This is a genomic window from Monashia sp. HAY1-5C, from assembly GCF_056755255.1.
In genome coordinates this window covers 22292-46464 of sequence record NZ_JBPGXG010000018.1, presented here as the reverse complement: position 1 = coordinate 46464, position 24173 = coordinate 22292, and the positions used below count along the sequence as shown (strand labels likewise).

Annotated in this window: 23 protein-coding genes and 1 pseudogene; 12 read left to right on the top strand and 12 right to left on the bottom strand. The window is 72.4% G+C overall.

Annotated features, from left to right (window positions below):
* The 4 genes and pseudogenes from ACR9ZK_RS04815 to tkt form a co-directional block, all read right to left on the bottom strand.
* A pseudogene (locus tag ACR9ZK_RS04815) lies at nt 1-527 on the bottom strand (glucose-6-phosphate dehydrogenase); the annotation flags it as partial.
* Nucleotides 524-2188: a glucose-6-phosphate isomerase gene (locus tag ACR9ZK_RS04810; protein ID WP_481340742.1), complete on the bottom strand. Its 1665-nt coding sequence runs from the start codon at nt 2186-2188 to the stop codon at nt 524-526. The pseudogene ACR9ZK_RS04815 and the gene ACR9ZK_RS04810, both read right to left, overlap by 4 nt.
* Nucleotides 2185-3297: a transaldolase gene (gene tal, locus ACR9ZK_RS04805; RefSeq protein ID WP_481340741.1), complete on the bottom strand. Its 1113-nt coding sequence runs from the start codon at nt 3295-3297 to the stop codon at nt 2185-2187. The genes ACR9ZK_RS04810 and tal overlap by 4 nt, the downstream gene beginning before the upstream one ends.
* A gap of 32 nt (nt 3298-3329) precedes the next feature.
* Nucleotides 3330-5660 (bottom strand): transketolase, encoded by a 2331-nt coding sequence (gene tkt / locus ACR9ZK_RS04800; RefSeq protein WP_481340740.1) that lies wholly within the window; start codon nt 5658-5660, stop codon nt 3330-3332.
* A gap of 293 nt (nt 5661-5953) precedes the next feature.
* On the opposite strand from tkt, the gene ACR9ZK_RS04795 reads away from it, so the two are divergent.
* Nucleotides 5954-6928, top strand: coding sequence for a heme o synthase (locus ACR9ZK_RS04795; RefSeq protein ID WP_481340739.1), 975 nt, complete (start codon nt 5954-5956; stop codon nt 6926-6928).
* Between the two features lie 51 nt (nt 6929-6979).
* On the opposite strand, the gene ACR9ZK_RS04790 is transcribed toward ACR9ZK_RS04795, so the two are convergent.
* From ACR9ZK_RS04790 to ACR9ZK_RS04770, 5 genes are all read right to left on the bottom strand, one after another.
* Nucleotides 6980-8023, bottom strand: a complete 1044-nt coding sequence (locus ACR9ZK_RS04790) for an NUDIX hydrolase (RefSeq protein WP_481340738.1) — start codon at nt 8021-8023, stop codon at nt 6980-6982.
* A gap of 32 nt (nt 8024-8055) precedes the next feature.
* The gene (locus ACR9ZK_RS04785; RefSeq protein WP_481340737.1) at nt 8056-9024 is read right to left on the bottom strand and encodes a COX15/CtaA family protein; all 969 of its coding nucleotides are present in this window, start codon (nt 9022-9024) and stop codon (nt 8056-8058) included.
* Between the two features lie 43 nt (nt 9025-9067).
* Entirely contained in the window at nt 9068-9550 is a 483-nt protein-coding gene (locus ACR9ZK_RS04780) for a DUF2231 domain-containing protein (RefSeq protein ID WP_481340736.1), read from the bottom strand.
* Between the two features lie 86 nt (nt 9551-9636).
* Nucleotides 9637-10437 carry an ABC transporter permease gene (locus tag ACR9ZK_RS04775; RefSeq protein WP_481340735.1) on the bottom strand — a complete coding sequence of 267 codons (801 nt, stop codon included), beginning with the start codon at nt 10435-10437 and terminating at the stop codon, nt 9637-9639.
* Nucleotides 10434-11144: an ABC transporter ATP-binding protein gene (locus ACR9ZK_RS04770; protein ID WP_481340734.1), complete on the bottom strand. Its 711-nt coding sequence runs from the start codon at nt 11142-11144 to the stop codon at nt 10434-10436. Before ACR9ZK_RS04770 ends, ACR9ZK_RS04775 begins: the two co-directional genes overlap by 4 nt.
* A gap of 147 nt (nt 11145-11291) precedes the next feature.
* On the opposite strand from ACR9ZK_RS04770, the gene ACR9ZK_RS04765 reads away from it, so the two are divergent.
* The 10 genes from ACR9ZK_RS04765 to ACR9ZK_RS04720 all read left to right on the top strand — a co-directional run bounded on the left by ACR9ZK_RS04765 (nt 11292) and on the right by ACR9ZK_RS04720 (nt 20296).
* Nucleotides 11292-11957 carry a phosphatidylserine decarboxylase gene (locus ACR9ZK_RS04765; protein ID WP_481340733.1) on the top strand — a complete coding sequence of 222 codons (666 nt, stop codon included), beginning with the start codon at nt 11292-11294 and terminating at the stop codon, nt 11955-11957.
* Entirely contained in the window at nt 11954-12958 is a 1005-nt protein-coding gene (locus ACR9ZK_RS04760) for a CDP-alcohol phosphatidyltransferase family protein (RefSeq protein ID WP_481340732.1), read from the top strand. The genes ACR9ZK_RS04765 and ACR9ZK_RS04760 overlap by 4 nt, the downstream gene beginning before the upstream one ends.
* Before the next feature lie 78 nt (nt 12959-13036).
* Nucleotides 13037-13951, top strand: coding sequence for a helix-turn-helix transcriptional regulator (locus tag ACR9ZK_RS04755; protein ID WP_481340731.1), 915 nt, complete (start codon nt 13037-13039; stop codon nt 13949-13951).
* Nucleotides 13948-15369 carry a Fe-S cluster assembly protein SufB gene (sufB, locus tag ACR9ZK_RS04750; protein ID WP_481340730.1) on the top strand — a complete coding sequence of 474 codons (1422 nt, stop codon included), beginning with the start codon at nt 13948-13950 and terminating at the stop codon, nt 15367-15369. The genes ACR9ZK_RS04755 and sufB overlap by 4 nt, the downstream gene beginning before the upstream one ends.
* The gene (gene sufD / locus ACR9ZK_RS04745) at nt 15369-16637 is read left to right on the top strand and encodes a Fe-S cluster assembly protein SufD (protein WP_481340729.1); all 1269 of its coding nucleotides are present in this window, start codon (nt 15369-15371) and stop codon (nt 16635-16637) included. The genes sufB and sufD overlap by 1 nt, the downstream gene beginning before the upstream one ends.
* Nucleotides 16638-16641: 4 nt before the next feature.
* Nucleotides 16642-17415: a Fe-S cluster assembly ATPase SufC gene (gene sufC, locus ACR9ZK_RS04740; RefSeq protein WP_481340728.1), complete on the top strand. Its 774-nt coding sequence runs from the start codon at nt 16642-16644 to the stop codon at nt 17413-17415.
* Between the two features lie 5 nt (nt 17416-17420).
* The gene (locus ACR9ZK_RS04735) at nt 17421-18809 is read left to right on the top strand and encodes a SufS family cysteine desulfurase (protein WP_481340727.1); all 1389 of its coding nucleotides are present in this window, start codon (nt 17421-17423) and stop codon (nt 18807-18809) included.
* The gene (gene sufU, locus ACR9ZK_RS04730; protein WP_481340726.1) at nt 18809-19330 is read left to right on the top strand and encodes a Fe-S cluster assembly sulfur transfer protein SufU; all 522 of its coding nucleotides are present in this window, start codon (nt 18809-18811) and stop codon (nt 19328-19330) included. Before ACR9ZK_RS04735 ends, sufU begins: the two co-directional genes overlap by 1 nt.
* Nucleotides 19327-19653, top strand: coding sequence for a metal-sulfur cluster assembly factor (locus ACR9ZK_RS04725; RefSeq protein ID WP_481340725.1), 327 nt, complete (start codon nt 19327-19329; stop codon nt 19651-19653). The genes sufU and ACR9ZK_RS04725 overlap by 4 nt, the downstream gene beginning before the upstream one ends.
* Before the next feature lie 25 nt (nt 19654-19678).
* Nucleotides 19679-20296 (top strand): acVLRF1 family peptidyl-tRNA hydrolase, encoded by a 618-nt coding sequence (locus ACR9ZK_RS04720; RefSeq protein WP_481340724.1) that lies wholly within the window; start codon nt 19679-19681, stop codon nt 20294-20296.
* Nucleotides 20297-20309: 13 nt separating this feature from the next.
* Here the strand turns inward: ACR9ZK_RS04720 and ypfJ are convergent, their stop codons facing one another.
* From ypfJ to ACR9ZK_RS04705, 3 genes are all read right to left on the bottom strand, one after another.
* Nucleotides 20310-21269 (bottom strand): KPN_02809 family neutral zinc metallopeptidase, encoded by a 960-nt coding sequence (ypfJ, locus tag ACR9ZK_RS04715; protein ID WP_481340723.1) that lies wholly within the window; start codon nt 21267-21269, stop codon nt 20310-20312.
* Between the two features lie 146 nt (nt 21270-21415).
* Nucleotides 21416-22432 carry an alanine racemase gene (locus tag ACR9ZK_RS04710; protein WP_481340722.1) on the bottom strand — a complete coding sequence of 339 codons (1017 nt, stop codon included), beginning with the start codon at nt 22430-22432 and terminating at the stop codon, nt 21416-21418.
* 6 nt (nt 22433-22438) lie between these two features.
* Complete coding sequence (locus ACR9ZK_RS04705; RefSeq protein ID WP_481340721.1) at nt 22439-23557, bottom strand: lipid II:glycine glycyltransferase FemX; 1119 nt, start codon at nt 23555-23557, stop codon at nt 22439-22441.
* 152 nt (nt 23558-23709) lie between these two features.
* Here ACR9ZK_RS04705 and ACR9ZK_RS04700 point away from each other — a divergent pair, with 152 nt between their 5' ends.
* Nucleotides 23710-24102 carry a hypothetical protein gene (locus ACR9ZK_RS04700; RefSeq protein ID WP_481340720.1) on the top strand — a complete coding sequence of 131 codons (393 nt, stop codon included), beginning with the start codon at nt 23710-23712 and terminating at the stop codon, nt 24100-24102.
* Nucleotides 24103-24173: the final 71 nt, after the last annotated feature.

Genomic DNA, 24173 nt, shown 5'->3' with positions numbered 1-24173 from the left:
GGCTTCTCGATGATGACGCGTCGCCAGCTGTCGCCCTCGGCCCGGGTCAGGCCGCACCGCTCGAGCTGCTCACACACGGTGGCGAAGAAGGCCGGGGGGATCGACAGGTAGAACGCGTGGTTGCCGCCGGTGCCGCGGTCCCGGTCCAGCTCCTCGACCGTCTTGGCGAGCAGGTCGAAGGCGTCCGGGTCGTCGAAGGTGCCCGGCACGAACCGGAAGCCCTCGGACAGGTTGCGCCAGACGTCCTCGCTGAAGGGCGTCCGGGCGTGCTGCTTGACTGCGTCGTGGACGACCTGGCCGAAGTCCTGCGTGGCCCAGTCGCGCCGGGCGAACCCGATGAGGGAGAAGCCCGGCGGGAGCAGTCCGCGGTTGGCGAGGTCGTAGATCGCCGGCATGAGCTTCTTGCGGGCGAGGTCGCCCGTCACGCCGAAGAGGACGAGGCCGCAGGGACCCGCGATGCGGGGCAGCCGCTTGTCCTCGGCCGTGCGGAGCGGGTTGTGCCCGTGGGCGACTCGCGCCGGCGTCATGCATGCCCTCCCGCGGTCGACCCCTGCCCGAACGCGTCGCGCACCTGGGCCAGACCGGCGTCGTGGTCGGTCAGGTGCAGCCGCAGGACCGGGCGGTCGTGGTCGGCCAGGACCGCGGCGTCGCCGCCGGCCTGCGAGGCGATGAAGTCGCCGAAGGTGAAGTCCCGGCCGGGGATCGGCAGGTCCTGCGTGGGCGCCGTCGTGACCTGCACGTAGACGCCGACGGCGGGGCCGCCCTTGTGGAACTGGCCGGTGGAGTGGAGGAACCGCGGGCCCCAGCCGAAGGTGGTCGGCCGCTCGGTGCGGCGTGCGAGCGCGGCGCGGGTGTCCGCCAGGTCCGCGTCGGCGAGCCGGTCGAGGTAGGCCATGACAGCGACGTAGCCGCGCTCGGGGTCGAGCTGCGCGAAGAGCGCGTCGAGCGCAGCGGGCACGGTCGACGCGTCGCCGAGCCACGCACCGTCACCCCCACCGACCGCGCGGATCTCGACGGCGCCGTCGGTCGCGGCGGGGGCGTCGGCCGACGCGGTGCCCTGGTCGAGGAGTGCGCGGGCGGCCTTCTTGGCGCTCTCGACGTCGGGCTGGTCGAAGGGGTTGATGCCGAGGAGGCGGCCCGCGACGGCGGTGGCGACCTCCCAGAGCAGCAGCTGCGCGCCGAGCGACCCGCCGACGCGGACCTCCGAACCGCCTTCTGCGACAGTCGAGTCCGGCGTACCGTCGTCGTCGTCGCCGACGAGTCGGGCGACCGTGACGTCCGCGGCGGGCCAGCGCACCTCCGGGTCGTCGGCACTGCCCACGACGACGGGTAGCACGCCGGTGCCGTCCTTGCCGGTGGACTCGGCGATGAGCTGCTCGGCCCAGTCGGCGAACCCGACGATGCCCGAGCCGTCGTCGACGAGGACCAGCTTGTCGCGCAGCGGCGTCGTGCCACCCATCGCCGCACCGAGGCGCAGCCCGGGGTTGGCGTCGTCGTCGGCCGACAGGACGTCGGCGACGGACTCCGCCTCGTCGAGGAGCGCCTCGACGTCGACACCGGCGAGGCCGCTCGGCACGAGGCCGAAGGCGGTCAGGGCCGAGTAGCGGCCCCCGACGTTCGGGTCGGCGTTGACGACGCGGTAGCCCTTCTCGCGGGCCTCACCGTCGAGCGGGCTGCCCGGGTCGGTGACGACGACGATGCGCTCGGCCGGGTCGATGCCGGCGTCGGTGAACGCCTGCTCGTAGGCGCGGCGCTGCGAGTCGGTCTCGACCGTGGAGCCGGACTTGCTCGAGACGACGACGACGGTGTGCTCGAGGTCGTCGGCGAGGGCACGGCGCACGTAGTCGGGGTCGGACGAGTCGAGGACGACGAGGTCCTTGCCGGCCGTGGCGCAGATGACCTCGGGCGCGAGCGAGCTGCCACCCATGCCGCAGAGCACGACGTGGGTCAGGCCCTCGCCGGCCAGCTCGTCGCGCAGCGCGGCGATCTGGCCGACGAGCGGACGCGAGGACCGGGCCAGCCCGGTCCAGGACAGACGGATGCCCGCCTCGGCCTCGGCGGCCTCGCCCCAGAGCGTCCGGTCCTGCTCGAAGAGCCGGCTCGCGACGCGGTCGGACACCAGGGTGTCGACGTGCGCCGCGATCGCCTCGGCCGCCGCGCCGGACGCGGTGACGCAGATCGAGCTCATGCCCGGACCTTGTCCATCTCGGCTCGCACGCCGTCGAGCAGGTCGCCCCACGCCTTCTCGAACTTGTCGACGCCCTCCTGCTCGAGGAGGTCGGTCACCTCGGTGTACGAGATGCCGATGCCGTCGAGGTCGTCGAGGACCTCCGAGGACTCCTCGTAGGCGCCGGTCACCGTGTCGCCCCGGATCTCGCCGTGGTCGGCGGTGGCCTCGAGGGTGGCGCTCGGCATCGTGTTGACGACGCCCGGTGCGACGAGCTCGGTGACGTACATGGTGTCGGGGTAGGCCTTGTCCTTGACGCCCGTGGAGGCCCAGAGCGGACGCTGCGGGTTGGCGCCCTCGTCGGCCAGGCTGGTCCAGCGCGGGGTCGAGAAGACCTCCTCGTAGGCCTGGTAGGCGAGGCGCGCGTTGGCGATGCCGCCCTTGCCGCGCAGCGCCTTCGCCTCGTCGGTCCCCATGGCGTCGAGACGCTTGTCGATCTCGGTGTCGACGCGGGAGACGAAGAACGAGGCGACCGAACGGATCGTCGACAGGTCGTGGCCGTTGGCGTGCGCCCTCTCGAGGCCCTCGAGGTAGGCGTTCATGACGCCCCGGTACCGCTCGAGGGAGAAGATGAGCGTCACGTTGACGCTGATGCCCTCGGCCGTGACCGCGGTGATGGCCGGCAGGCCCGCCTTGGTCGCCGGGATCTTGATGAGGACGTTCGGACGGTCGACGGCGGCCGCCAGCTGCTTGGCCTGCTCGACCGTCTTGTCGGTGTCGTGCGCCAGACGGGGGTCGACCTCGATGGAGACCCGCCCGTCGACGCCCTTGCTGCTCTCGTAGAGGGGCAGGAAGAGGTCGGCGGCGTTGCGGACGTCCTCGGTCGTCAGCTCGAAGACGACGTCCTCGACGTCCTTGCCGGCCGCGGCCAGCGCGGCGAGGTCCTCGTTGTAGCGGTCGCCCTTGGACAGCGCCGACTGGAAGATCGACGGGTTCGACGTGACGCCGACGACGTTGCGCTCCTCGATGAGTTCGGAGATCTTGCCGGTCTCGATGAGCTCACGGGAGAGGTCGTCGAGCCAGATCGAGACTCCGGCGTCCGTGAGGGCCTGGGTGTTCGGGTTGCTCATGGTGTCTGTCCCCTTCTGGTTGGGTCGTCGGGTCAGTTGGCCTCGGCGGACGCGGCGTGTGCGCCGGAGGCCACGTCGGTGCCCATGACGTCGGTGGCGGCGCTCTGCTCGGCGCGTCGCGGGTTCGTCTCGGTGACGCGCGGGGCGGTCCGGCCGGAGCCGGCCGACCCGGCGGCCGCCTTGAGCGAGTCCTTGGCGGCCTTGACGACGGCGTCGGCGGTGATGCCGAACTCGCGGAACAGCGTCTGGTAGTCCGCCGAGGCCCCGAAGTGCTCGATGCTGACGATCCGGCCGGCGTCACCGACGAGGTCGTGCCAGCCCATCGACACCCCGGCCTCGACGCTGACGCGGGCGCGGACCGTGGGGGGCAGCACCTTGTCCTGGTAGGAACGGCTCTGCTTCTCGAACCATTCCCGGCACGGCATCGACACGACGCGCGTGGAGACCTTGCCCTTCTCGAGCTTCTCGGCGGCCTCGACCGCCAGCTGCACCTCGGAACCGGTGGCGATGAGGATGACGTCGGGCTCACCGGCGCGGGACTCCTCGACGAGGACGTAGGCGCCCTTGGCGACGCCGCTGACCTTGCCGTACCTCGAGCGGTCCCACGTCGGGACGGCCTGGCGGGTCAGGCACAGCGCGGCGGGGCCCTCCGCCCGGGTGAGGATCTGGGCCCAGGCGGCCGCGGTCTCGTTGGCGTCGGCCGGACGGACGACGTCGAGGCCGGGGATCGCGCGCAGGGCGGCCAGGTGCTCGATGGGCTGGTGCGTCGGGCCGTCCTCGCCCAGCCCGATGGAGTCGTGCGTCCACACGTAGGTGACCGGCGCCTGCTGGATCGCGGCGAGGCGCACGGCCGGGCGCATGTAGTCGGAGAAGACGAGGAAGGTGCCGCCGTACGGCCGGGTCAGACCCTCGAGGGCGATCCCGTTGAGGATCATGCCCATCCCGTTCTCGCGGATGCCGAAGTGCAGGGTGCGCCCGTACGGGCCGCCCTTCCACTCGCGGGTCTGCTTGCCGGTCGGGACGAACGAGGGCTGGCCCTCCATCGTCGTGTTGTTCGACTCGGCGAGGTCGGCCGAGCCGCCCCACAGCTCGGGCATGACGTCGGCGAGGGCGCCGAGGACCTTGCCGGACGCCGCCCGGGTCGCGATGCCCTTGGCGTCGGCCGGGAACGTCGGGAGGGCGCGCCTGAGGTCCTTCGGCGGCTCCTTGGCCAGGACGCGGTCGAGCAGCTCGGCGCGATCCGGGTTGGCCTTGCGCCACGCGCGGAACGAGGCGTCCCACTCGCGGTGGGCCGCCTTGCCGCGCTTGACGACGTCGCGGGCGTGCTTGAGGACGGCCGGCTCGACGACGAAGCTCTTCTTCGGGTCGAAGCCGAGCAGCTCCTTCGTCGCCCCGACCTCGGCGTCGCCGAGGGCCGAGCCGTGCGACTTGCCGGTGTTCTGCTTCGTCGGCGCCGGCCAGGCGATGATGGTGTGCAGGACGACGAGCGTCGGCTTGTCGCGCACCGAGTCACCGCTGCGGATCGCGGCGAGGAGCGCGTCGACGTCCTCCACGTAGGTGGCGCCGTCGGCGTCCTTTCGCCAGTCGACCTCGACGACGTGCCAGCCGTAGGCCTCGAAGCGCTTGGCGACGTCCTCGCTGAACGCGATGTCGGTGTCGTCCTCGATGGAGATCTGGTTGGCGTCGTAGACGACCGTGAGGTTGCCGAGCTCCTGGTGGCCGGCGAGCGCGCAGGCCTCGTGGGTCACGCCCTCCTGCATGTCGCCGTCGGAGGCGATGACGTAGACGTGGTGGTCGAACGGGCTCGTGCCCGGCTTGGCGTCGGGGTCGAACAGTCCGCGCTGGCGGCGCTGGGCCATCGCCATGCCGACGGCCGACGCGAGTCCCGAGCCGAGCGGGCCGGTCGTGATCTCGACGCCCTTGGTGTGGTGGACCTCGGGGTGGCCCGGCGTCTGCGAGCCCCACGTCCGGAGCGCCTTGAGGTCGTCGAGGGACAGCCCGTAGCCGGACAGGTAGAGCTGGATGTACTGCGTCAGGCTCGAGTGGCCGCAGGAGAGGACGAACCGGTCGCGTCCGAGCCAGCTCGGGTCGGACGGGTCGTGGGTCATGACGTTCTGGTAGAGCAGGTAGGCCAGCGGGGCGAGCGACATCGCCGTGCCGGGGTGCCCGTTGCCGACCTTCTGCACGGCGTCGGCGGCGAGCAGGCGGGTCGTGTCGACGGCGCGGATGTCGAGGTCGGTCCAGCCGGCCTTCTTCGCCACCGGACGAGGCAGGCCCGGGTCTCGTTGTGCCAGCAGGTCCTTCGGGCTCTTCGTCGACCTCGAACGGGTGGGGCTCTTCGCCTTCGTGGCGGTGCTGGACACGGACCGGTCTCCTTCGGACGAGGTGGATCGCGTAACGCCACGAGCCTAGTCCCGCCGTTGTGAGCCACGACACCACGCCCGCTGGGTGGTCACGCGTCGGGCCGCGGGTCTCGTGGACGGCCCGCCCAGGTCGCCGTGGGGGCCTTGGTTGGGCGGCGGACTCGACGGCGGACCCGACGGCGGGCTCGACGGCGACGGTGCGGTGTCTGGTCGAACGGACGACGGTCTAGACTTGCGACGCAATGCTCTGTACCTCGTGGTGCGTACCCGGTGGTCCGAGCGACGAACCAGCGGTGAGGATCTCAGTGACAACGGTGGACCCCCGCGCCGACCTCTCGGCGCTGCACGGTCCGGACGGCAGTGGGCTGAAGTTCCTCGTCGGGCAGTACGTCTCCCTGATGAAGCCGCGGATCATCGAGCTGCTGCTCATCACGACGATCCCCGTCATGTTCCTCGCGCAGCAGGGCGTGCCGAACCTCTGGCTCGTCGTGGCGACCGTCGTCGGCGGCACGCTCTCGGCCGGTGCGGCCAACACGCTCAACTGCTACATCGACCGCGACATCGACGCCGTCATGCACCGCACGAGCCGGCGCCCCCTCGTCACGGGCACGGTCTCACCGACGGGCGCGCTCGTCTTCGGGGTCACCCTGACCGTCGTGTCGACGCTGTGGCTGGGCCTGCTCGTCAACTGGCTGAGCGCCGGGCTCGCCCTCGCGGCATTGCTCTTCTACGTCTTCGGCTACACGCTCCTGCTCAAGCGGCGCACGGCGCAGAACATCGTGTGGGGTGGGGCCGCGGGCTGCATGCCGGTTCTCATCGGGTGGTCGGCCGTGACCGGCACCGTCAGCTGGTCGGCCTTCATCCTCTTCCTCGTCATCTTCTTCTGGACGCCGCCGCACTACTGGCCGCTGTCGATGCGCTACAAGGAGGACTACTCCGCGGCGCACGTGCCGATGCTGCCGGTCGTCGAGCGGTTCGTCGTCGTCGCCAAGCAGGTCGTCCTCTACTCGTGGGCCATGGTCCTTGCCTCGCTCGCGCTGGTCCCCGTCCAGCGCGTCGGCTGGGTCTACACCGTCGCGGCCCTCGTGTCCGGCGTGCTGTTCCTCACCGAGGCGCACCGCCTGCTGGCCCGGGCGCGGGCCGGCGTGGCGCACGACGTGCTCAAGCCGATGCGTCTGTTCCACTTCTCCATCACGTACCTGACGCTGCTGTTCGTCGGCGTCGCGCTCGACCCCATCTGGCACCTGCCGCTGCCCGGTCTGGGCTGAGCCGGCTGAGTCGGGCGGGCAGGAGCCGGCCGCAGCCATCCGTCGGCCCCCTCACGTGCCCGACGCCACGACCGGCCGGCCGTCCTCGAGATAGAGCGTCGGCGCATCGATCCCGCTCCGGCCCGAGGTGAGCAGGGCCTCGAGCAGGCGCCGGTTGTACGGCGCGACCCGGGCGGCCCACTCGTGCGGCTCGCTCGAGTGCACGGCGGCGACCTCCCGACGCTGCAGCCGCGCCGGGTCGAGGAAGCTCGGGTCGAGGGTGCCGAGACCGAAGACGAAGACGGTGGCGTCGGCCCGGCCGTGCAGCGCCGGCAGCCAGTTCACCGCGAGCAGGGACCGCACCGTGACGTCGAGCGCGAGCTCCTCGCGCAGCTCGCGCACGACGCAGGCCGCCGGCGACTCGTGCCGGTCGACGACGCCGCCGGGCAGGTCCCAGTCGCGCTTGTAGACCAGCTCGAGCAGCAGCAGCCGGCCGTCGGGGGAGCGGAGCACGCCCTGCGCGATGGCGCGCTTGGTCGGCAGGGTCGAGTCGAGCATCGCGGTGAACCCGTCGCGCGTGTCGGGGGCCGGGTCGCCGCGGCGGCGGCCGAGCACGACGGTGTCGGTGCGGGTGCCGCCGAGGGTGGTGTTGCCCCGCAGCAGCCCCTCGCGCAGCAGCCCGGCCCGGAGGGCGGTGCGCAGCGACGCGCGGTTGGCCGGGTCGACGTGGGCCTCGACGCGCTCGAGGGCGAGCTCGTCGAAGGCCCACTCGACGAGCAGCCGCACGGCGCGCCAGCCCAGCCCGCGGCCGCGCGAGGACGGGTAGATGGCCCACGACAGGACGCCGACGCCGGGCTGCGAGCGACGGACGTCGACCGAGCCCGCCGGCCGGCCGTGCCACTCGACGAGGAAGGTCGCCTTGGCCCGGTCGTCGGCCCACTCGTCGTGGGTGCGCCCGATCCAGGCGAGGTGCTCGTCGGCGGGCGGCACGACGTCGGGAACGTCGAACCAGTGGGCGATCTCGGCGTCGTGCAGCTCGCGCGTGACCTCGCTGTCCTCGGCACGCCAGGGGCGCAGCACGAGGTCGCCGTCACGGAGTGTCGGCTGCTCGCTCACGCGCCCAGCCTAGGCAGCGCGGACGGGTTCGTTCAGACGGGGGAGCGACGCGTCGACAGCACGCCCCACGTGAGGGCGGTGGTCAGCAGCGCCGCGCCGACCATGTGGAGCAGGACGAGCACCTCGGGCAGACCGGTGAAGTACTGGGTGTAGCCGATGAGGCCCTGGACGACGGTCACGACGAGCACGAGGTCGAAGCAGCGGCGGGCCCGGTCGGTCGTGGCCGTGATGCGGACCGCCACCAGCGTCGCGACGACGAGGCCGGAGAAGAGCATGACGGCGTCGGCGTGCATCCACGACACGAAGCGCGGGTCGAACCCGGTGCGCGCCGGCCGGTCGGCATCGCCGGAGTGCGGCCCCGAGCCTGTGACGACGGTGCCGAGGACGAGCACCACGGTGCCGACGGCGGCCGTGAGGTGGGCGACGCGCCGCGCGAGGGGATGCACGACGAGCTCCCCCGGGCCGTCCTGCTCGTCGAGCGCACCGCGCACCAGGGCCGTCGACAGCGCGACGAGCGCCATCGACAGGAGGAAGTGCCCCATGACCAACCACGGGTTGAGGCCCGTCAGGACGGTGATGCCGCCGAGGACCGCCTGGGCCGGGATGCCCGCGAGGACACCCACCGCCACCACCTGCAGCCGTCGACGGGCCGGCCAGTGCGTCGCGACGACCCACACCGACACGAGGGCGAGGACGGCGACGACGAACGTCAGCGTGCGGTTGCCGAACTCGACGAGGTCGTGGAACGAGCTCGCCGGGGTGCGGACCGGGGTGAACGACCCCGGCTGGCACTCGGGCCAGGTCGAGCAGCCCAGGCCGCTGCCGGTGAGGCGCACGATGCCGCCCGTGGCCACGATGCCGATCTCGCCGACGAGGTTGGCGACGAGCAGCGGCCGGACCCACCGCCCGGGCACCGCGGGGAGCCGGAGCGGCCTCAGCATCCGGGACAGCCCCGTCGGGGCGTCCGTCGATGGAGCGGGGGCGGACACGTGCGTCGACACGACACGAGGGTACGGGCAGCGCCGCCTGGTGGAGGAACCGGCCTCAGCCGAGCCCGCTCCAGACCACCTGCGACCCGGCGTGCCCGGCGAGGACGATCGTCGTCGTCGCCGCTGCGGCCGCGAGGACCGTGACGACGCCGAGGACGGCGTCGAGCGGGTGCGTCCGCGGTGCGTCCTCCTCGGGTGGCCGGACGAACCGGACGAGGGCGAGCGTCAGAACCATGAAGGCGAGGCAGAGCAGCTTGGCGCGGTCACCCCACTCCACGTGCTCGGCGAGCAGGCCCGCGTCGGTCGTGGCCGCCCGGACCTGCGAGACGCGTCGGAGCAGCTGCTCGCCGCTCTCGGCCGCCACGAACGCGGAGACGCCGGTCAGGAGCGCGCCGACGACCGTGGGCCAGCGCAGGACGCGGCGCCAGCCGGGGCGGACGGCATAGCCGACGGCCGCGAGCGCGGACAACGGTCCCAGCACCACGACGGCATGGACGACGAGGATGTGCATCGGCAGCCCGAAGACGAAGTCGAACACGGTCACCTCTCCCTGGGCCGACGCCGGCGCCCAGTGCTCTCGAGTGTCCCCGGCACTCCCCGCGCGGTCGCGGAGCGCCGGGTCGGTCAGTCGTCGAACCGGAAGAAGCGCGCCGCGAGCACGGTCGCGACGACGCCCCACGCGAGGACGACGAGGAGGGCGCCGAGGTTCAGCGACCCGTGCACGAGGGCGCTCCGCAGCCCGTCGGCCAGTCCGGCGGACGGCAGCACCCCGGCGACGTGCGACAGCCCGGCGGGCAGCTCGCTGCGCGGGACGACGACCCCGCCGAGGCCGAGGAGGAGCACCCACACGAGGTTGGCGAGGGCGAGCACGGCCTCGGCGCGCAGCGTGCCCGCGAGCAGCATGGCGAGCGCGACGAACGCCCACGTGCCGGCGACGACGAACAGCAGCGCCCACACGACGCCGACGGGCTCCGGTCGCCACCCGAGGGCGAGGCCGAGCGCCGCGACGACGAGCAGCTGCACGACCTCGACGGCCAGGGTCGCGAGGGCCTTGGCGACGACGAGGCCGCCGCGCCCGAGGGGTGTGACGCCGAGGTAGCGCAGCACCGCGTAGCGCCGGTCGAAACCCGTGGCGATCGCCTGGGCCGTGAAGGCGGCCGACACGACGCACAGGGCCAGGACACCGGGGGTGGCGACGTCGATGCGGCGCCCGGCGCCCAGGGAGGGTGTGCTCGTCACGGCGAGACCGACGAGCGCCATCGCCGGCAGGACGAGGGAGACGAGGAGCTGCTCGCCGTTGCGCAGCAGGTTGCCGACCTCGAAGGAGGCCTGGGCGAGGACCCGCTGCCGGGCCGGGGCGGCACCGCGCCGGCTCCCGGTCGCCGGACCGGCCGGGGAGGGCGTGGGCGTCGGCGCGGCGGTCACGCGGCCCCCCTCCGGGTCAGGCTGAAGTAGACGTCCTCGAGGGCTCGGCCGCCCGTCACCTCGTCGAGCGTGCCCTCGCCGACCGTGCGCCCGGCGTTCATGATGACGAGGTGGTCGGCGAGGCGCTGGGCCTCCTCGAAGGAGTGCGTCGTGACGACGACCGTGACGCCGGCGTCGCGCTGCGCGGCGACGAGGTCCCAGACGTCGAGGCGTCCGTGCGGGTCGAGGCCGGCCGCCGGTTCGTCGAGGAAGAGCACGTCGGGCCGGGGGAGGAGCGCGGCAGCGAGGGAGAGCCGCTGCTTCTGGCCGCCGGACAGCCGCCGGACCGTCGTGCGGGCGAAGTCGGTGATGCCGAGCTGCCGGGCCAGGGCGTCGACGTCGGCCGGCTCGGCGTACAGCCGGGCCAGGTGGTGCAGCAGGCGCATCGGTCGGGTGCCGTTGGGCAGACCGCCGGCCTGGAGCATGACGCCCACGCGGGAGCGATGGTCCGGCGAGGCGTCCCACGGGTCGGTGCCGAGCACCCGCACCGAGCCGGCGTCGGGGCGCCCGAGGCCGACGGCGCACTCGATGGCGGTCGTCTTGCCGGCTCCGTTCGGGCCGAGCACCGCGGTGACACGGCCCGCCGGTGCGCTCCACGAGAGGCCGTCGAGGGCCGTGACGTCGCCGAACGAGCGGTGCAGGTCGGTCAGTGTCACCGCGGCGGTCATGGCTGATGAGTCTAGGCTCGGTGGCGGGAGGCCCCGTCACCGCACCGGCCAGCGCAGGACGCCCCGAGGCGGTACCGTCCCGGCCGAGCCCTCGCCCCCTCGCCCCCTCCACGCCACCGAGAACCGAGAAGCCGGAGTGACCACCCCGTGAAGATCGACCCCGCCGCCCGACCGTTCACCGCCATGGCCGCGGTACCGACCGTCGTCGCGGCGCTCGCCCGCCGGCCGCGGACGACGCTCGCCCTCGGCCTGCTCACCGCGGGCGTCACCCTCTTCTTCCGGGACCCCGACCGGACGCCCGACCGGACCCCGGTCGGCGACCCCGACGTCGTGCTCGCGCCGGCCGACGGCATCGTCATGCACGTCGGCGAGCCGCAGCCGGGCCTCGCCCCGGCCGGGCAGTGGCAGCAGGTCAGCATCTTCCTGTCCCTGCTCGACGTGCACATGAACCGCTCGCCGTACGGCGGCCGGGTCGTCGACGTCACCCACACGCCGGGCCGCTTCCTCGCCGCCTACCGGGCCGAGAGCGCCACGAAGAACGAGCGCAGCGAGATCGTCGTCGAGCGCGAGGTCGGCGGCACCGTCCGACGCGTCGTCTACCGCCAGCTCGTGGGCCAGCTCGCCCGCCGCATCGTCACCCGCGTCGCACCCGGGGACGAGGTACCGACCGGCGCGCGCATGGGCCTGATGAAGTTCGGCTCGCGCATGGACGTCTTCGTCCCGCCGGAGGTCGTGCTCGAGGTCACCAAGGGCAAGCGGGCCGTCGGCGGCGAGACGGTCCTCGGCCGCTTCCCCGCGACGGACGCGTCGTGACCGGCGACCCAGCAGCAGGGTCGCGACCACGACGGCGCGACCGCGTCACCCGCGGCATCCGTCTCGTCTCGTCCACCGGGGCGCGCGTCGTCCCGTGGAGCCGGCTCAACCCGCGGGTGCGCGCCCGCGCCGTGCTGCCCAGCCTGTTCACGCTCGGCAACATGCTCTGCGGCTTCTCCTCCGTGCTGCTGTCCTTCCAGGGGGAGTTCCGCGCGGCGGCCGTGCTCGTCGGAATCTCGATCGTCCTCGACATCTGCGACGGCGCCGTGGCCCGCGCCGTCGGGGCCATCACCCCCTTCGGGCTGCAGTTCGACTCGCTCGCGGACCTCATCTCCTTCGGCATCGCGCCCGCGGTCCTCGTGTACACGTGGGCCCTGCCCGCGCACCCGGTCTGGGCCTGGGCCGGCGCCATGTTCTGGCTGGCCTGCGCGGCCTACCGCCTCGCCCGCTTCAACGTCACCATCGACCCGCTCGCCGACAAGCGGTACTTCGTGGGCCTCGCGAGCCCGGGCGCCGCCGGTGTCGTCATCGCCACCGTCATGGCCATCGGCGAACCGCTCTACGACTGGGCACCGCTGCTGCCGGTCGCCGCGGGCGTCGTGCCCGCCGCCCTCATGGCCTCCTCGTTCCGGTTCCGGTCCTTCCGTGACCTGCTCTCGCCGCGGCACCTGCGGATCTCGGTCCCGCTCGGCGTGCTGCTCGTGCTCGGGCTCGTGTTCTTCCCCGGGGCCACCGGAATGGTCGTCGCCTACGGCTACGTCCTCACCTGCCCGCTGGGCTGGGTCACCGCCCCGCTGCGACGCCGGTGGTTCGGGCCCGACGCCGTGGCCCCGCCCCGCACGAGGCTGCCGTCGGTGATCATGCCGCCGGAGCCCACGCCGGAGGAGGAGGACGCGGGCGACGGCTTCGACGCGTACGACCGGCCGTACGGTGACGACGGCTACGGGGACGACGACGAGGAGGACGCCGCCGAGCGGCGCGAGCGCGACGAGGAGGAGTGAACCTCGCATACCGGTCGACGTCGCCGGTTAGGCGGACCTAACTGGCACTTCCACGAGCAATTACGTCACAATGGTGTTGTGTTTTTCCCGGAGCATGCACCGCGCGAGGGCAGGGACGGCGACCACGTGTCGCCGCTCGAGTCCCGGACGCGCTCGCGCGTGCTCCACATGGTCTCCTCCGACGGGCCCGTCACGGCCGCGGAGCTCGGCCGTCACCTCGACCTGACCCCGGCCGCCGTCCGACGCCACCTCGACGCCCTCGTGGAGCAGGGCGCCGTCGTGCCCCACGAGCCGGCCGGCCAGCGGCGGGGCCGCGGCCGACCGGCCCGCGCGTACGTCGTCTCCGAGGTCGGTCACCGCTCCCTCGAGGCCGACTACGACTCGCTGGCCGTCGAGGTGCTGGGGTTCCTCGAGGAGCGGGCCGGCAGCGGCGCGGTCGGTGCCTTCGCCCGCGAGCGCGTCGGCGCCCTCGAGGCACGCTACGCGGCGCGTCTCGACGCCGTCGGCGACGACCCCGCCGCCCGCGCCGACGTCCTCGTCGAGGCACTGAGCGAGGACGGCTTCGCCGCGACGGCACGCCCGGTCGGCAGCGGAGGTCTGGCCGGCGTCCAGCTGTGCCAGGGCCACTGCCCCGTGCAGCACGTCGCCGAGGAGTTCCCCCAGTTCTGCGAGGCCGAGACCGATGCGTTCTCCCGGCTCCTCGGGGTGCACGTGCAGCGGCTGGCGACGCTCGCGGGCGGCCACCACGTGTGCACGACGTTCATCCCGACGGGTGGACTCGCACGGAAGAGCGCCGACGCCCCGGATGTTGCCTCCGGTGCAGCACTGAGTAGCCCCGCACCCGCGAGCCCGGGCACGACCACGTCCGCCAGCACGTCCGCCAGCACGTCCGCCAGCACGTCCGCCAGCACGTCCGCCAGCACGTCCGCCACCACGTCCGCCACCACGTCCGCACGGAACGACCGAACGCACGTCAAGGAAGGTTCCTCATGACCACCCACATCGAAGAGCTGAACCCCGGCCTCAAGGGCATCGGCACCTATGAGTACGGCTGGGCCGACAGCGACGTGGCCGGCTCGTCAGCTCGCCGTGGGCTCAACGAGGACGTCGTGCGCGACATCTCGGCCCGCAAGAACGAGCCCGAGTGGATGACGAAGCTGCGCCTGAAGAGCCTGAGCCTCTTCGGCAAGAAGCCGATGCCCTCGTGGGGCTCCGACCTGACCGGCATCGACTTCCAGAACATCAAGTACTTCGTGAAGTCCACCGAGAAGCAGGCGGCCACGTGGGACGACCTGCCCGAGGACATCAAGAACACCTACGACCGCCTGGGCATCCCGGAGGCCGAGAAGCAGCGCCTCGTCTCCGGCGTCGCCGCGCAGTACGAGTCCGAGGTCGTCTACCACCAGATCCGTGAGGACCTCGAGCAGCAGGGCGTCATCTTCCTCGACACCGACACCGCGCTCAAGGAGCACGAGGACATCTTCCGCGAGCACTTCGCGACGGTGATCCCCGCAGGCGACAACAAGTTCGCCGCGCTCAACACCGCCGTGTGGTCCGGTGGCTCGTTCATCTACGTGCCCAAGGGCGTCCACGTCGACATCCCGCTGCAGGCCTACTTCCGCATCAACACCGAGAACATGGGCCAGTTCGAGCGCACGCTGATCATCGCCGACGAGGGCTCCTACGTGCACTACGTCGAGGGCTGCACCGCGCCGATCTACAAGTCGGACTCCCTGCACTCGGCCGTCGTCGAGATCATCGTCAAGAAGAACGCCCGCGTGCGCTACACGACGATCCAGAACTGGTCCAACAACGTCTACAACCTCGTCACCAAGCGCGCCACCTGCGAGGAGGGCGCGACGATGGAGTGGATCGACGGCAACATCGGCTCCAAGGTGACGATGAAGTACCCCGCCGTCTTCCTCATGGGCGAGCACGCCAAGGGTGAGACGCTCTCGATCGCCTTCGCTGGCGAGGGGCAGCACCAGGACACCGGCTCCAAGATGGTCCACGCGGCTCCCAACACGAAGAGCTCGATCATCAGCAAGTCCGTGGCTCGTGGTGGCGGTCGCGCCTCCTACCGCGGTCTCGTGCAGGTGCTCGAGGGCGCCTCGCACTCGGCCTCGACCGTGCGCTGCGACGCCCTGCTCGTCGACACGATCAGCCGCTCCGACACCTACCCGTACGTCGACATCCGCGAGGACGACGTGTCCATGGGCCACGAGGCGACGGTCTCGAAGGTCTCCGAGGACCAGCTGTTCTACCTCATGTCCCGCGGCATGGCCGAGGACGAGGCCATGGCGATGATCGTGCGCGGCTTCATCGAGCCGATCGCGCGAGAGCTGCCCATGGAGTACGCCCTTGAGCTCAACCGCCTCATCGAACTCCAGATGGAAGGAGCCGTCGGCTGATGTCCGTTGCCGACACGCTCGTCGACACGGGTAGCTCCGTGGCCGACGCCGCCAACCGTGCCCACACCGACTCCGCTGCGGCCTTCGTGCCGGACCAGTCGCGCGCCGAGCGCACGGCGTCCTTCGACGTCGCCGCCTTCCCGCTGCCCTCGGGCCGCGAGGAGGACTGGCGCTTCACGCCCGTCAAGAAGCTCGCCGGCCTGCTCGCCGAGGGTGCGACGGGTCGCCTCGACGTGGGCAGCCAGCTGCCCGAAGGGGTCACGACGTCGACGATCACGGCCGGCCAGGCCCAGGGGCTCGGCATCCTCCCGCCCCAGGACCGTGCCGCGGTCGTCGCCGGCGCGGCTGCCGACGGCGCGCTGCTGCTCGACATCCCGGCGGAGGCGGAGCTCGACGCGCCGGTGCGCCTCTCGCTCGTCGGCACCGGCGGTGAGCCGGTGCACGGCCACCTCGTCGTGCGCGCCGGGCGCTTCTCCAAGGCGACCGTCGTCGTCGAGCACACGGGTTCGGCCCGCTACTCACAGCTCGTGTCCGTCGTCACCGGCGACGGGTCCGACCTCACGCTCGTGTCCGTGCAGCGCTGGGACGACGACGCCCAGCACCTGGCCCAGCACGACGCCCTCGTCGGCCGTGACGCCCGCTACAAGCACCTCGCCGTGTCGTTGGGCGGGGCGGTCGTCCGCGTCAACGCCAACGTGCGCTACGCAGGGCCCGGTGGTGACGCGACCCTGCTCGGCGTGTACTTCGCCGACGCCGGACAGCACCTCGAGCACCGGTCCTACGTCGACCACAACGAGGCGCACTGCAAGAGCCGGGCGACCTACAAGGGCGCGCTCCAGGGCGAGACCGCCCGCACCGTGTGGGTCGGCGACGTGCTCATCCGTGCCGAGGCCGAGGGCACCGACACCTACGAGCTCAACCGCAACCTCGTCCTGACCGACGGCGCCCGCGCCGACTCGGTGCCGAACCTCGAGATCGAGACCGGTGAGATCGAGGGCGCCGGGCACGCCTCTGCGACAGGGCGTTTCGACGACCTGCAGCTGTTCTACCTGCAGTCGCGCGGCATCACCGAGGACGAGGCCAAGCGCCTCGTCGTGCGCGGCTTCTTCGCCGACATCATCCGCGAGATCCCGCTCGCCGACCTGCGGGACGAGGTCACCGCGGCGATCGAGGAGGAGCTCGCCTCCACGGCCTACGCGGCCGCCACCCAGCAGACCCCCAGCACGACGAACAGCCCGACGAACAGCCCGACGAACAAGGAGAACTGACCCGATGAGCACGCTCGAGATCAAGGGACTCACGGTCTCGGTCGAGACCGAGGACGGCCCCAAGGAGATCCTGCGCGGGGTCGACCTCACCGTGAAGTCGGGGGAGACCCACGCGATCATGGGGCCGAACGGCTCCGGCAAGTCGACGCTGGCCTACAGCATCGCCGGCCACCCGAAGTACACGGTCACCGGTGGCACGGTGACCCTCGACGGCGAGGACGTCCTCGCGATGAGCGTCGACGCGCGCGCCCGGGCCGGGCTCTTCCTCGCGATGCAGTACCCGGTCGAGGTCCCCGGCGTCACGGTGAGCAACTTCCTGCGCACCGCCAAGACCGCCGTCGACGGCGAGGCCCCGAAGCTGCGGACGTGGGTCAAGGAGGTCAAGGAGGCCATGAACAACCTCCGCATGGACCCCGCGTTCGCCGAGCGCAACGTCAACGAGGGCTTCTCGGGCGGCGAGAAGAAGCGCCACGAGATCCTCCAGATGGAGCTGCTCAAGCCGAAGGTGGCCGTCCTCGACGAGACCGACTCCGGCCTCGACGTCGACGCCCTGAAGATCGTCTCCGAGGGTGTCAACCGCGCCAAGAAGAACAGCGACCTCGGCGTCCTGCTCATCACGCACTACACGCGGATCCTGCGCTACATCAAGCCGGACTTCGTGCACGTCTTCGTCGAGGGCAAGATCGTCGAGGAGGGTGGCCCCGAGCTGGCCGACCGCCTCGAGGACGAGGGTTACGACCGCTACCTCACCGCGGCTCCCGCGGTGGTGGAGGCCTGAGCCCGATGACTGACGTCCTGCCGTTCACGGATGGGGAGCTCGCCGCGATCCGCGGTGACTTCCCCATCCTCGCGCGCACCGTGCGCGACGGCAGGCCGCTGGTCTACCTCGACTCGGGGGCGACGTCGCACAAGCCGACCGCTGTCCTGGACGCCGAGCGCGCCTTCTACGAGCAGCGCAACGCCGCGGTCCACCGCGGCGCGCACCAGCTCGCCGAGGAGGCGACCGACGACTTCGAGGCCGCCCGCGCGACCATCGCCTCGTTCATCGGCGCGCCGTCCGACGAGGTGGTCTTCACCAAGAACGCCACGGAGGCCCTCAACCTCGTCGCGTACGCGTTCTCCAACGCCGCGCCCACCGACGACCCCAAGGACGAGCGCTTCGTGCTCGGTCCCGGGGACGAGATCCTCGTCACCGAGATGGAGCACCACGCCAACCTCGTGCCCTGGCAGGAGCTCGCCCGTCGCACGGGCGCGACCCTGCGCTGGGTGCCGGTCGGCGAGGACGGTGCCCTGCACCTCGACGGGCTCGGCGACCTGCTCACCGAGCGCACCAAGGTCTTCGCCTTCACGCACGTCTCCAACGTGCTCGGCACGGTCAACCCCGTGACCCAGCTGGCGGAGCGCGCCCACGCCGTCGGTGCGCTGGTCGTCGTCGACGCGTGCCAGTCGGTGCCGCACCTGCCCGTCGACGTCGCGACGCTCGGCGCCGACTTCATCGCGTTCAGCGGCCACAAGATGTACGGCCCGATGGGCGTCGGCGTCCTCTGGGGTCGCGGTGCGCTGCTCGACGTGATGCCGCCGTTCCTCACAGGTGGCTCGATGATCGAGCTCGTCACGATGGAGCGCTCGACCTACGCCCCTGCGCCGCAGAAGTTCGAGGCCGGCGTGCCCAACGCCGCACAGGCAGTGGGCCTCGCCGCGGCCGTGCGCTGGATCGAGTCCATCGGCATCGACCGCGTCCACGCGCACGAGGCCGCTCTCGTCGACCTGCTCCAACGCGGGCTCGCCGCGCGCCCCTGGGTACGCGTCGTCGGCCCCGCCGTCGGCACGCCCCGCGGCGGGGCCGTCGCGTTCGTCGTCGAGGGCGTCCACGCGCACGACGTCGGGCAGGTGCTCGACGACGCCGGCGTCGCCGTGCGCGTCGGCCACCACTGCGCGTGGCCGCTGCACCGCGTCCTCGGCGCCACGGCCACGACGCGCGCGTCGTTCGGCGTGCACAACGGTCCCGACGACGTCCGCGCCCTGCTCGCGGCGCTCGACCGCGTGCCCCGGATCTTCGGCATCGACGTGACCGGCACCGACCTCGACTCCGACCCCGACGCCGACCTCGAGGCCCGCCACGACGCGCGGGCGCTGCGCGGCGAGGCCGACGACGCGAGGGAGGCGAGCTGATGGACCTCTACCAGGAGCTCATCCTCGACCACTCGAAGCGGCCGCACCACGCGGGTCTGCGCGAGCCGTTCGACGCCGAGGTGCACCACATCAACCCGACGTGCGGCGACGAGGTGACCCTGCGGGTCGAGGTCGCGGGCGAGGGCTCCGACGCGGTCGTGCGCGACGTGTCGTACGACGCCCGGGGCTGCTCGATCTCGGTGGCCAGCTCGTCGGTCCTCGCCGAGGAGGTCATCGGCCGACCCGTGGCCGAGGCGCTGTCGACCTTCGCCGCGATGCGCGCGATGCTCACCTCCAAGGGCACCCTCAGCGGTGACGAGGAGGTCATCGGTGACGGCGTCGCCTTCGCCGGCGTCGCGAAGTACCCGGCACGCGTCAAGTGCGCGCTGCTCGGCTGGACCGCCTTCACCGATGCGCTCGCCCGCGCCGGCGTCGACATCGGCGAGGCGTCCACCGCCCCCGCTGACAGCACCCGACCTGCCCGACCCACCCACCGACCGACCCAGGGAGTGTCGTCATGACCGAGACCACCACCCCGACCAACGTCGCCGACGTCGAGGAGGCCCTGCGCGACGTCGTCGACCCCGAGCTCGGCATCAACGTCGTCGACCTCGGGCTCGTCTACGGCATCACCGTCGACGCGCAGGCGCACGCCGTCATCGACATGACGCTGACCTCCGCCGCGTGCCCGCTCACCGACGTCATCGAGGACCAGACCGCGCAGGCGCTCGAGGGACTCGTCGCCTCCCACCGGATCAACTGGGTGTGGATGCCGCCGTGGGGCCCGGACAAGATCACCGAGGACGGCCGCGAGCAGCTGCGCGCCCTCGGCTTCAACCTCTGAGCCGCACCCTGAACGCGACCTGACCGTGGGCAGCCGGGTCATCGAGGTCGACCCCGACCGGTTCGACCGCTGGATGGCCGGGTTCGCCGAGCGCCACGGCCTCTACGACGCCGCCGAGGAGACCGCTCCCGGCGGCGTCGTCGTGTCCGCGCGGGCGGCCGACGGATCCACCCTCGTGGCCACGCCGTTCTCCCACGACCCGCTCGGCGTCGTGCTCGTTCGGCGCGGTGGGTACGCGGTCGGCCTGGCCGTCGACGGCGCGTGGCGTGGCTCGAAGGTCGGGACGCGGCACGTCCAGTCGCGCACGGCAGCCGGCGGCTGGTCGCAGCAGCGGTTCGCGCGACGGCGCGGCAAGCAGGCCGACGAGCTCGTCGAGGCCGTCGTCGGGCATGCGCGCCGGGTGCTGCTCGGCGGCGACGAGTCGCCCGCCTCCGCTGCACCCGGGCTCCCGCGCGGCCTCGTGGTCGGCGGCGACCGGCGCCTCGTCCGGCAGGTCCTCGACGCGTCGGCCCTGCGGGCGCTGCGCGACCTGCCGCTGCGCGAGCTCTACGACCTGCCCGACCCACGCCGGGACGTGCTGGACAGCGCCCTGCGACGCGGCCGCGCGGTGTGGGTCGAGCTCACCGAGCCCGACGCGCCCTGAGCTGCTCGGTGCGTCAGCTCACCGACTCGACGCCGAAGGTGTTGCACTGGTTGATGTCGCCGGTGCGGTAGCCCTGCGTGAACCACGCCTGCCGGGCCTTCGCCGACCCGTGGGTCCAGGACTCCGGGGTGACGCGGCCCTGCATCTTCTCCTGGATGCGGTCGTCGCCGACGGCGGCGGCGGCCGACAGGGCGGACCTGATGTCGGACTCGGTGATGGGCTTGAGCAGCGTCGTGCCGTTCTGGTCGGTGGTCTCGGTGGCGTGCTTGACCCACGTGCCCGCGAGACAGTCGGCCATGAGCTCCATGCGCACGGAGCCGGAGTTCGGGCCCTGCGGGTCCTGCTGGGCCCGGTTGAGGATGCCGAGGAGGTCCTGGATGTGGTGGCCGTACTCGTGCGCGACGACGTACTCCTTGGCCAGCTGGCCGCCGTCTGCCCCGAACGTGCTCTGCAGCTCGGCGAAGAAGCTCGCGTCGATGTACACCTTGCCGTCGAGGGGGCAGTAGAACGGCCCGACCTGCGAGTTCGCGGTGCCGCAGCCGGAGGGTGTCTGGCCCTGGTAGATGACCGTCTTGGCCGGCTCGTAGTTCACCTGGTACTTCGGCAGCGTCTTCGTCCAGTAGTCCTGGACGCTGTTGACCGTCGCGACGACGAGGCAGACGTCGTCCCGGTTGGCGTCCGCGCCCGTCCTGCACCGGGAGAACTCGCCCTGGTCGACCTGCCCGGCCGCGGCGACCTGGCTGTTGTCGAGCTGCTGGGCCGGCAGGCCCCCGACGCCGGTGTCGCCGGAGTCGCCCCCGCCGAGGAGCCGTCCGCCCCCGAAGATGAGCAGCAGGACGAGCACGATGAGGCCGCCGATGCCGCCCCCGACCTGGATGCCGCCGGGGAACCCCCCGCCTCCGCCGCCGAAGCTGCCGCCACGTCCGCTCTCGACCTGCGAGGTGTCCAGCTGCGCGTTGTCGTTGAAGGTCATCGGGCTGCTCCTGTGGCTCGGGACCGGCGCCCCGGGGCGTCGCGGTCCGCTGGGTCAGCCGGGCCTGGGCCCGTCCGTCTCGATCTGGTGAGGCCGTACCCACCGGCGGGTCCGGGCTCGCGTCCGGACACGCGTCAGGGCACGCGTCAGGACACGACGACGGCGTCGGGGGTCGTCGTCGTCAGGCGCATCCGGACCGTCACCTCGTCGCCCACCTGCGGCGGAGTGACGCCGTCGGGGAGGGTGAGGATGCTGCACTGCATGTGGGGCGGCTCCGCGAAGCGAGGCATCGTGCCCGAGACGGTGAAGGGCGACCGGACGCGGTGCGCAGCCTCGAGCACTCCCTCGGCGACCGCCACGGCGCGCGACCGGGCCGTGGCGGCCGAGGCGGGACTCTCCATGGCGACGCCGTGCGACGTGCCGCCGCTGACCACCACGAGGTGGCCGGCCGCCACCGGACGCTGCCGGTAGCCGGCGCGGGCGCCGCGGCCGACGCGGCGTACGTCGAGGACGTGGGCCCGGACCTCGTAGGAGCCCTTGTCGGCGTACCAGAGGTCGGTGCCGATGCGGGGGCGGAACTCGAGCCCGGGGTGGCGCCGGTGCAGCTCGGCGAGCTCCGCCGCGCTGACGTGCGAGACGTACCACGTCAGCTCGCCGGGGACGGCGGCGACGAACCGGCTGATCTCCTCGACGTGGCCGCTGCCGAGCGGCAGGTGCAGCGTGACGCCGACGGCATCCGCCTCGCCGACGAGGGCCGCGACCTCGGTCATCGGGGTTCCGAACCGGTTCATCGAGGTCAGGCCCTCGACGACGACCCGCGCGCGGGCGTTCGCGGCACGCAGGTCCGCGAGGTCCTCGCGCGTCGTGACCGTGTGCACGGCACGGTCGTGGACGAGCGCCGGCACACCGTCGTGGACGGCCGCCCGGTACGGCTCCATGACGAGGACGTCGCCGCCGAACCAGCCGAGGGTCTCGGGCAGCTCGGCGTAGGTGCCGGTGGCCACCATGGGCACGCCGAGGCGGCCGGCCTCCGCGCACAGCAGCTCGCGCCCGAACCCGTAGCCGTTGCCCTTGACGACAGGCACGAGGCCCGGACGGTCGGCGACGAACCGGTCGTGGGCCGAGCGCCAGCGCTCACCGTCGACGTGCAGCACCAAGGACACGAACCGTCACCGCCGCTTCATGTAGAGGTCGAAAGCCTTGTACAGCAAGCGGTTCAGCGGCAGATCCCATTCACCGGCGAGACGCACCGCCTCGCCGCCCGTCCCGACCTTGAACCGGATGAGCCCGATGTGGGGGTTGTCGGCCGCGACGGTGTTGGTGATCCCGCGCAGGTCGTAGACGGTCGCGCCCGCGGCGATGGAGTCGCGGATCATCTGCCACTGGATCGCGGTGGACGCCTGCAGCTCGCGATTGGCGGCGGTCGAGGCGCCGTAGGAGTACCAGGCATGCTCACCGACGCGGATCCAGATCGTCGCGGCGAGGGCATCGCCCTCGTGCTCGGCGAGGTACACCCGGATGCGCTGGGCGTCCTCGGCCGACATCGTCGCGTACATGTGCTCGAAGTACTCACGTCCCCGTGGGGTGAATCGGTCCCGCTCTGCCGTCTCCACGTAGAGGCGGTGGAACGTCCCGAGGTCGGCCGCGTCGCCGACGCGGACCGTGACGCCGTTCTTGGTGGTCTTCTTGACGTTGCGGCGCCAGAGCTGGTTCATGCCGGCGAGGACGTCGGCCTCGGTGCGCCCCGCGAGAGGCACCTGGAAGACGTACTCGGGCTGCCCGGCCGCGAACCCGTCCTCGGGCGAGAGGTGCCGGAAGCCGAGTCGCTCCAGCTCGGCGACGACCGCGGTGCCGACGGGCTCGACGACGTCGGGGGTCGCCTCGTCGTAGCGGCGCACGTCGTCGTCGGCGATGGCCGCCTTGATGGTGGCGGCGTGCCAGCGGTGCGTGGGCACGGGTGGCCCGAGACGCAGCGCGAAGGCCCCCTTGCCGTGGAGGTGGTCCCGCAGTGCGCGGAGCAGCTCGACGAGACGCGGGGAGGTCCAGTCGATGACCGGACCCTCCGGGACGTAGGCGAGCGACCGCCCGATGCGCGGCAGGGACCGATGGAGCACGAGCGCCGCGCCGACCATCCGGTCGCCCTCGAAGAAGCCCACCGACCCGTGTCGCCAGTCCCGCTTGACCTCTCCCCACGCCGGGGTCTGCAGGAAGCTCGCGGACGGCTGCGTGCGCAGCCAGGCTAGGTGCTCGGCTGCGGTGATGTCACGGGCGGTGATGGGGGCTGTCACGGGGGCTCACGCTACCCGAGCGCATCGATGCGGCCGGTGGTGCTCTCGGCCGAAAGGACTGAGCGCCGGTGCCCCCGGTCGTAAAGTGGTCCGACGGCCTGTCGTCGGACCTCCCGGCCCGGCGGTGAGGCCGGCCGACACACGAGCGGGTCGTGAGCACGTCACCACGCAGCTCGGGGGCGCCCGGACGCGACGGCCAGGCCCACGCGGGCCAGCCACGTCGCGCCCTCGTCGTGGCGGCCCTGGCCACGGTGCTCGCGCTCGTCGGCTTCACCGGACCCGTCACCGTCCTCAACGCGCTCGTGGCCGACCTCGGCTCGCACGTCGCCGGCCGACTCTCCGTGCTCGTCGCGGGCCACGCGACGCGGCCGCCGGGCCCCGGGCTCGTCGACGGCTGGGACGTCGCGGCGCTCGTGAGCGCCGCCTTCTCGTTCGTCGGCGCCGGCATCGTGCTCGTGGTGCGGGACCGCACCGCCGGGGCGGCGGGGACACCCTCGACGGCTGCCTCGCCGGCGTCCAACCGGCCTGGTTCCGCAACGACGTGAGCCGGCGGCGGGACGACCCGTCGGCGGCACCCTCGCGACGCTCCTAGAATGGTGGGGTTGTCCGGCCGCTG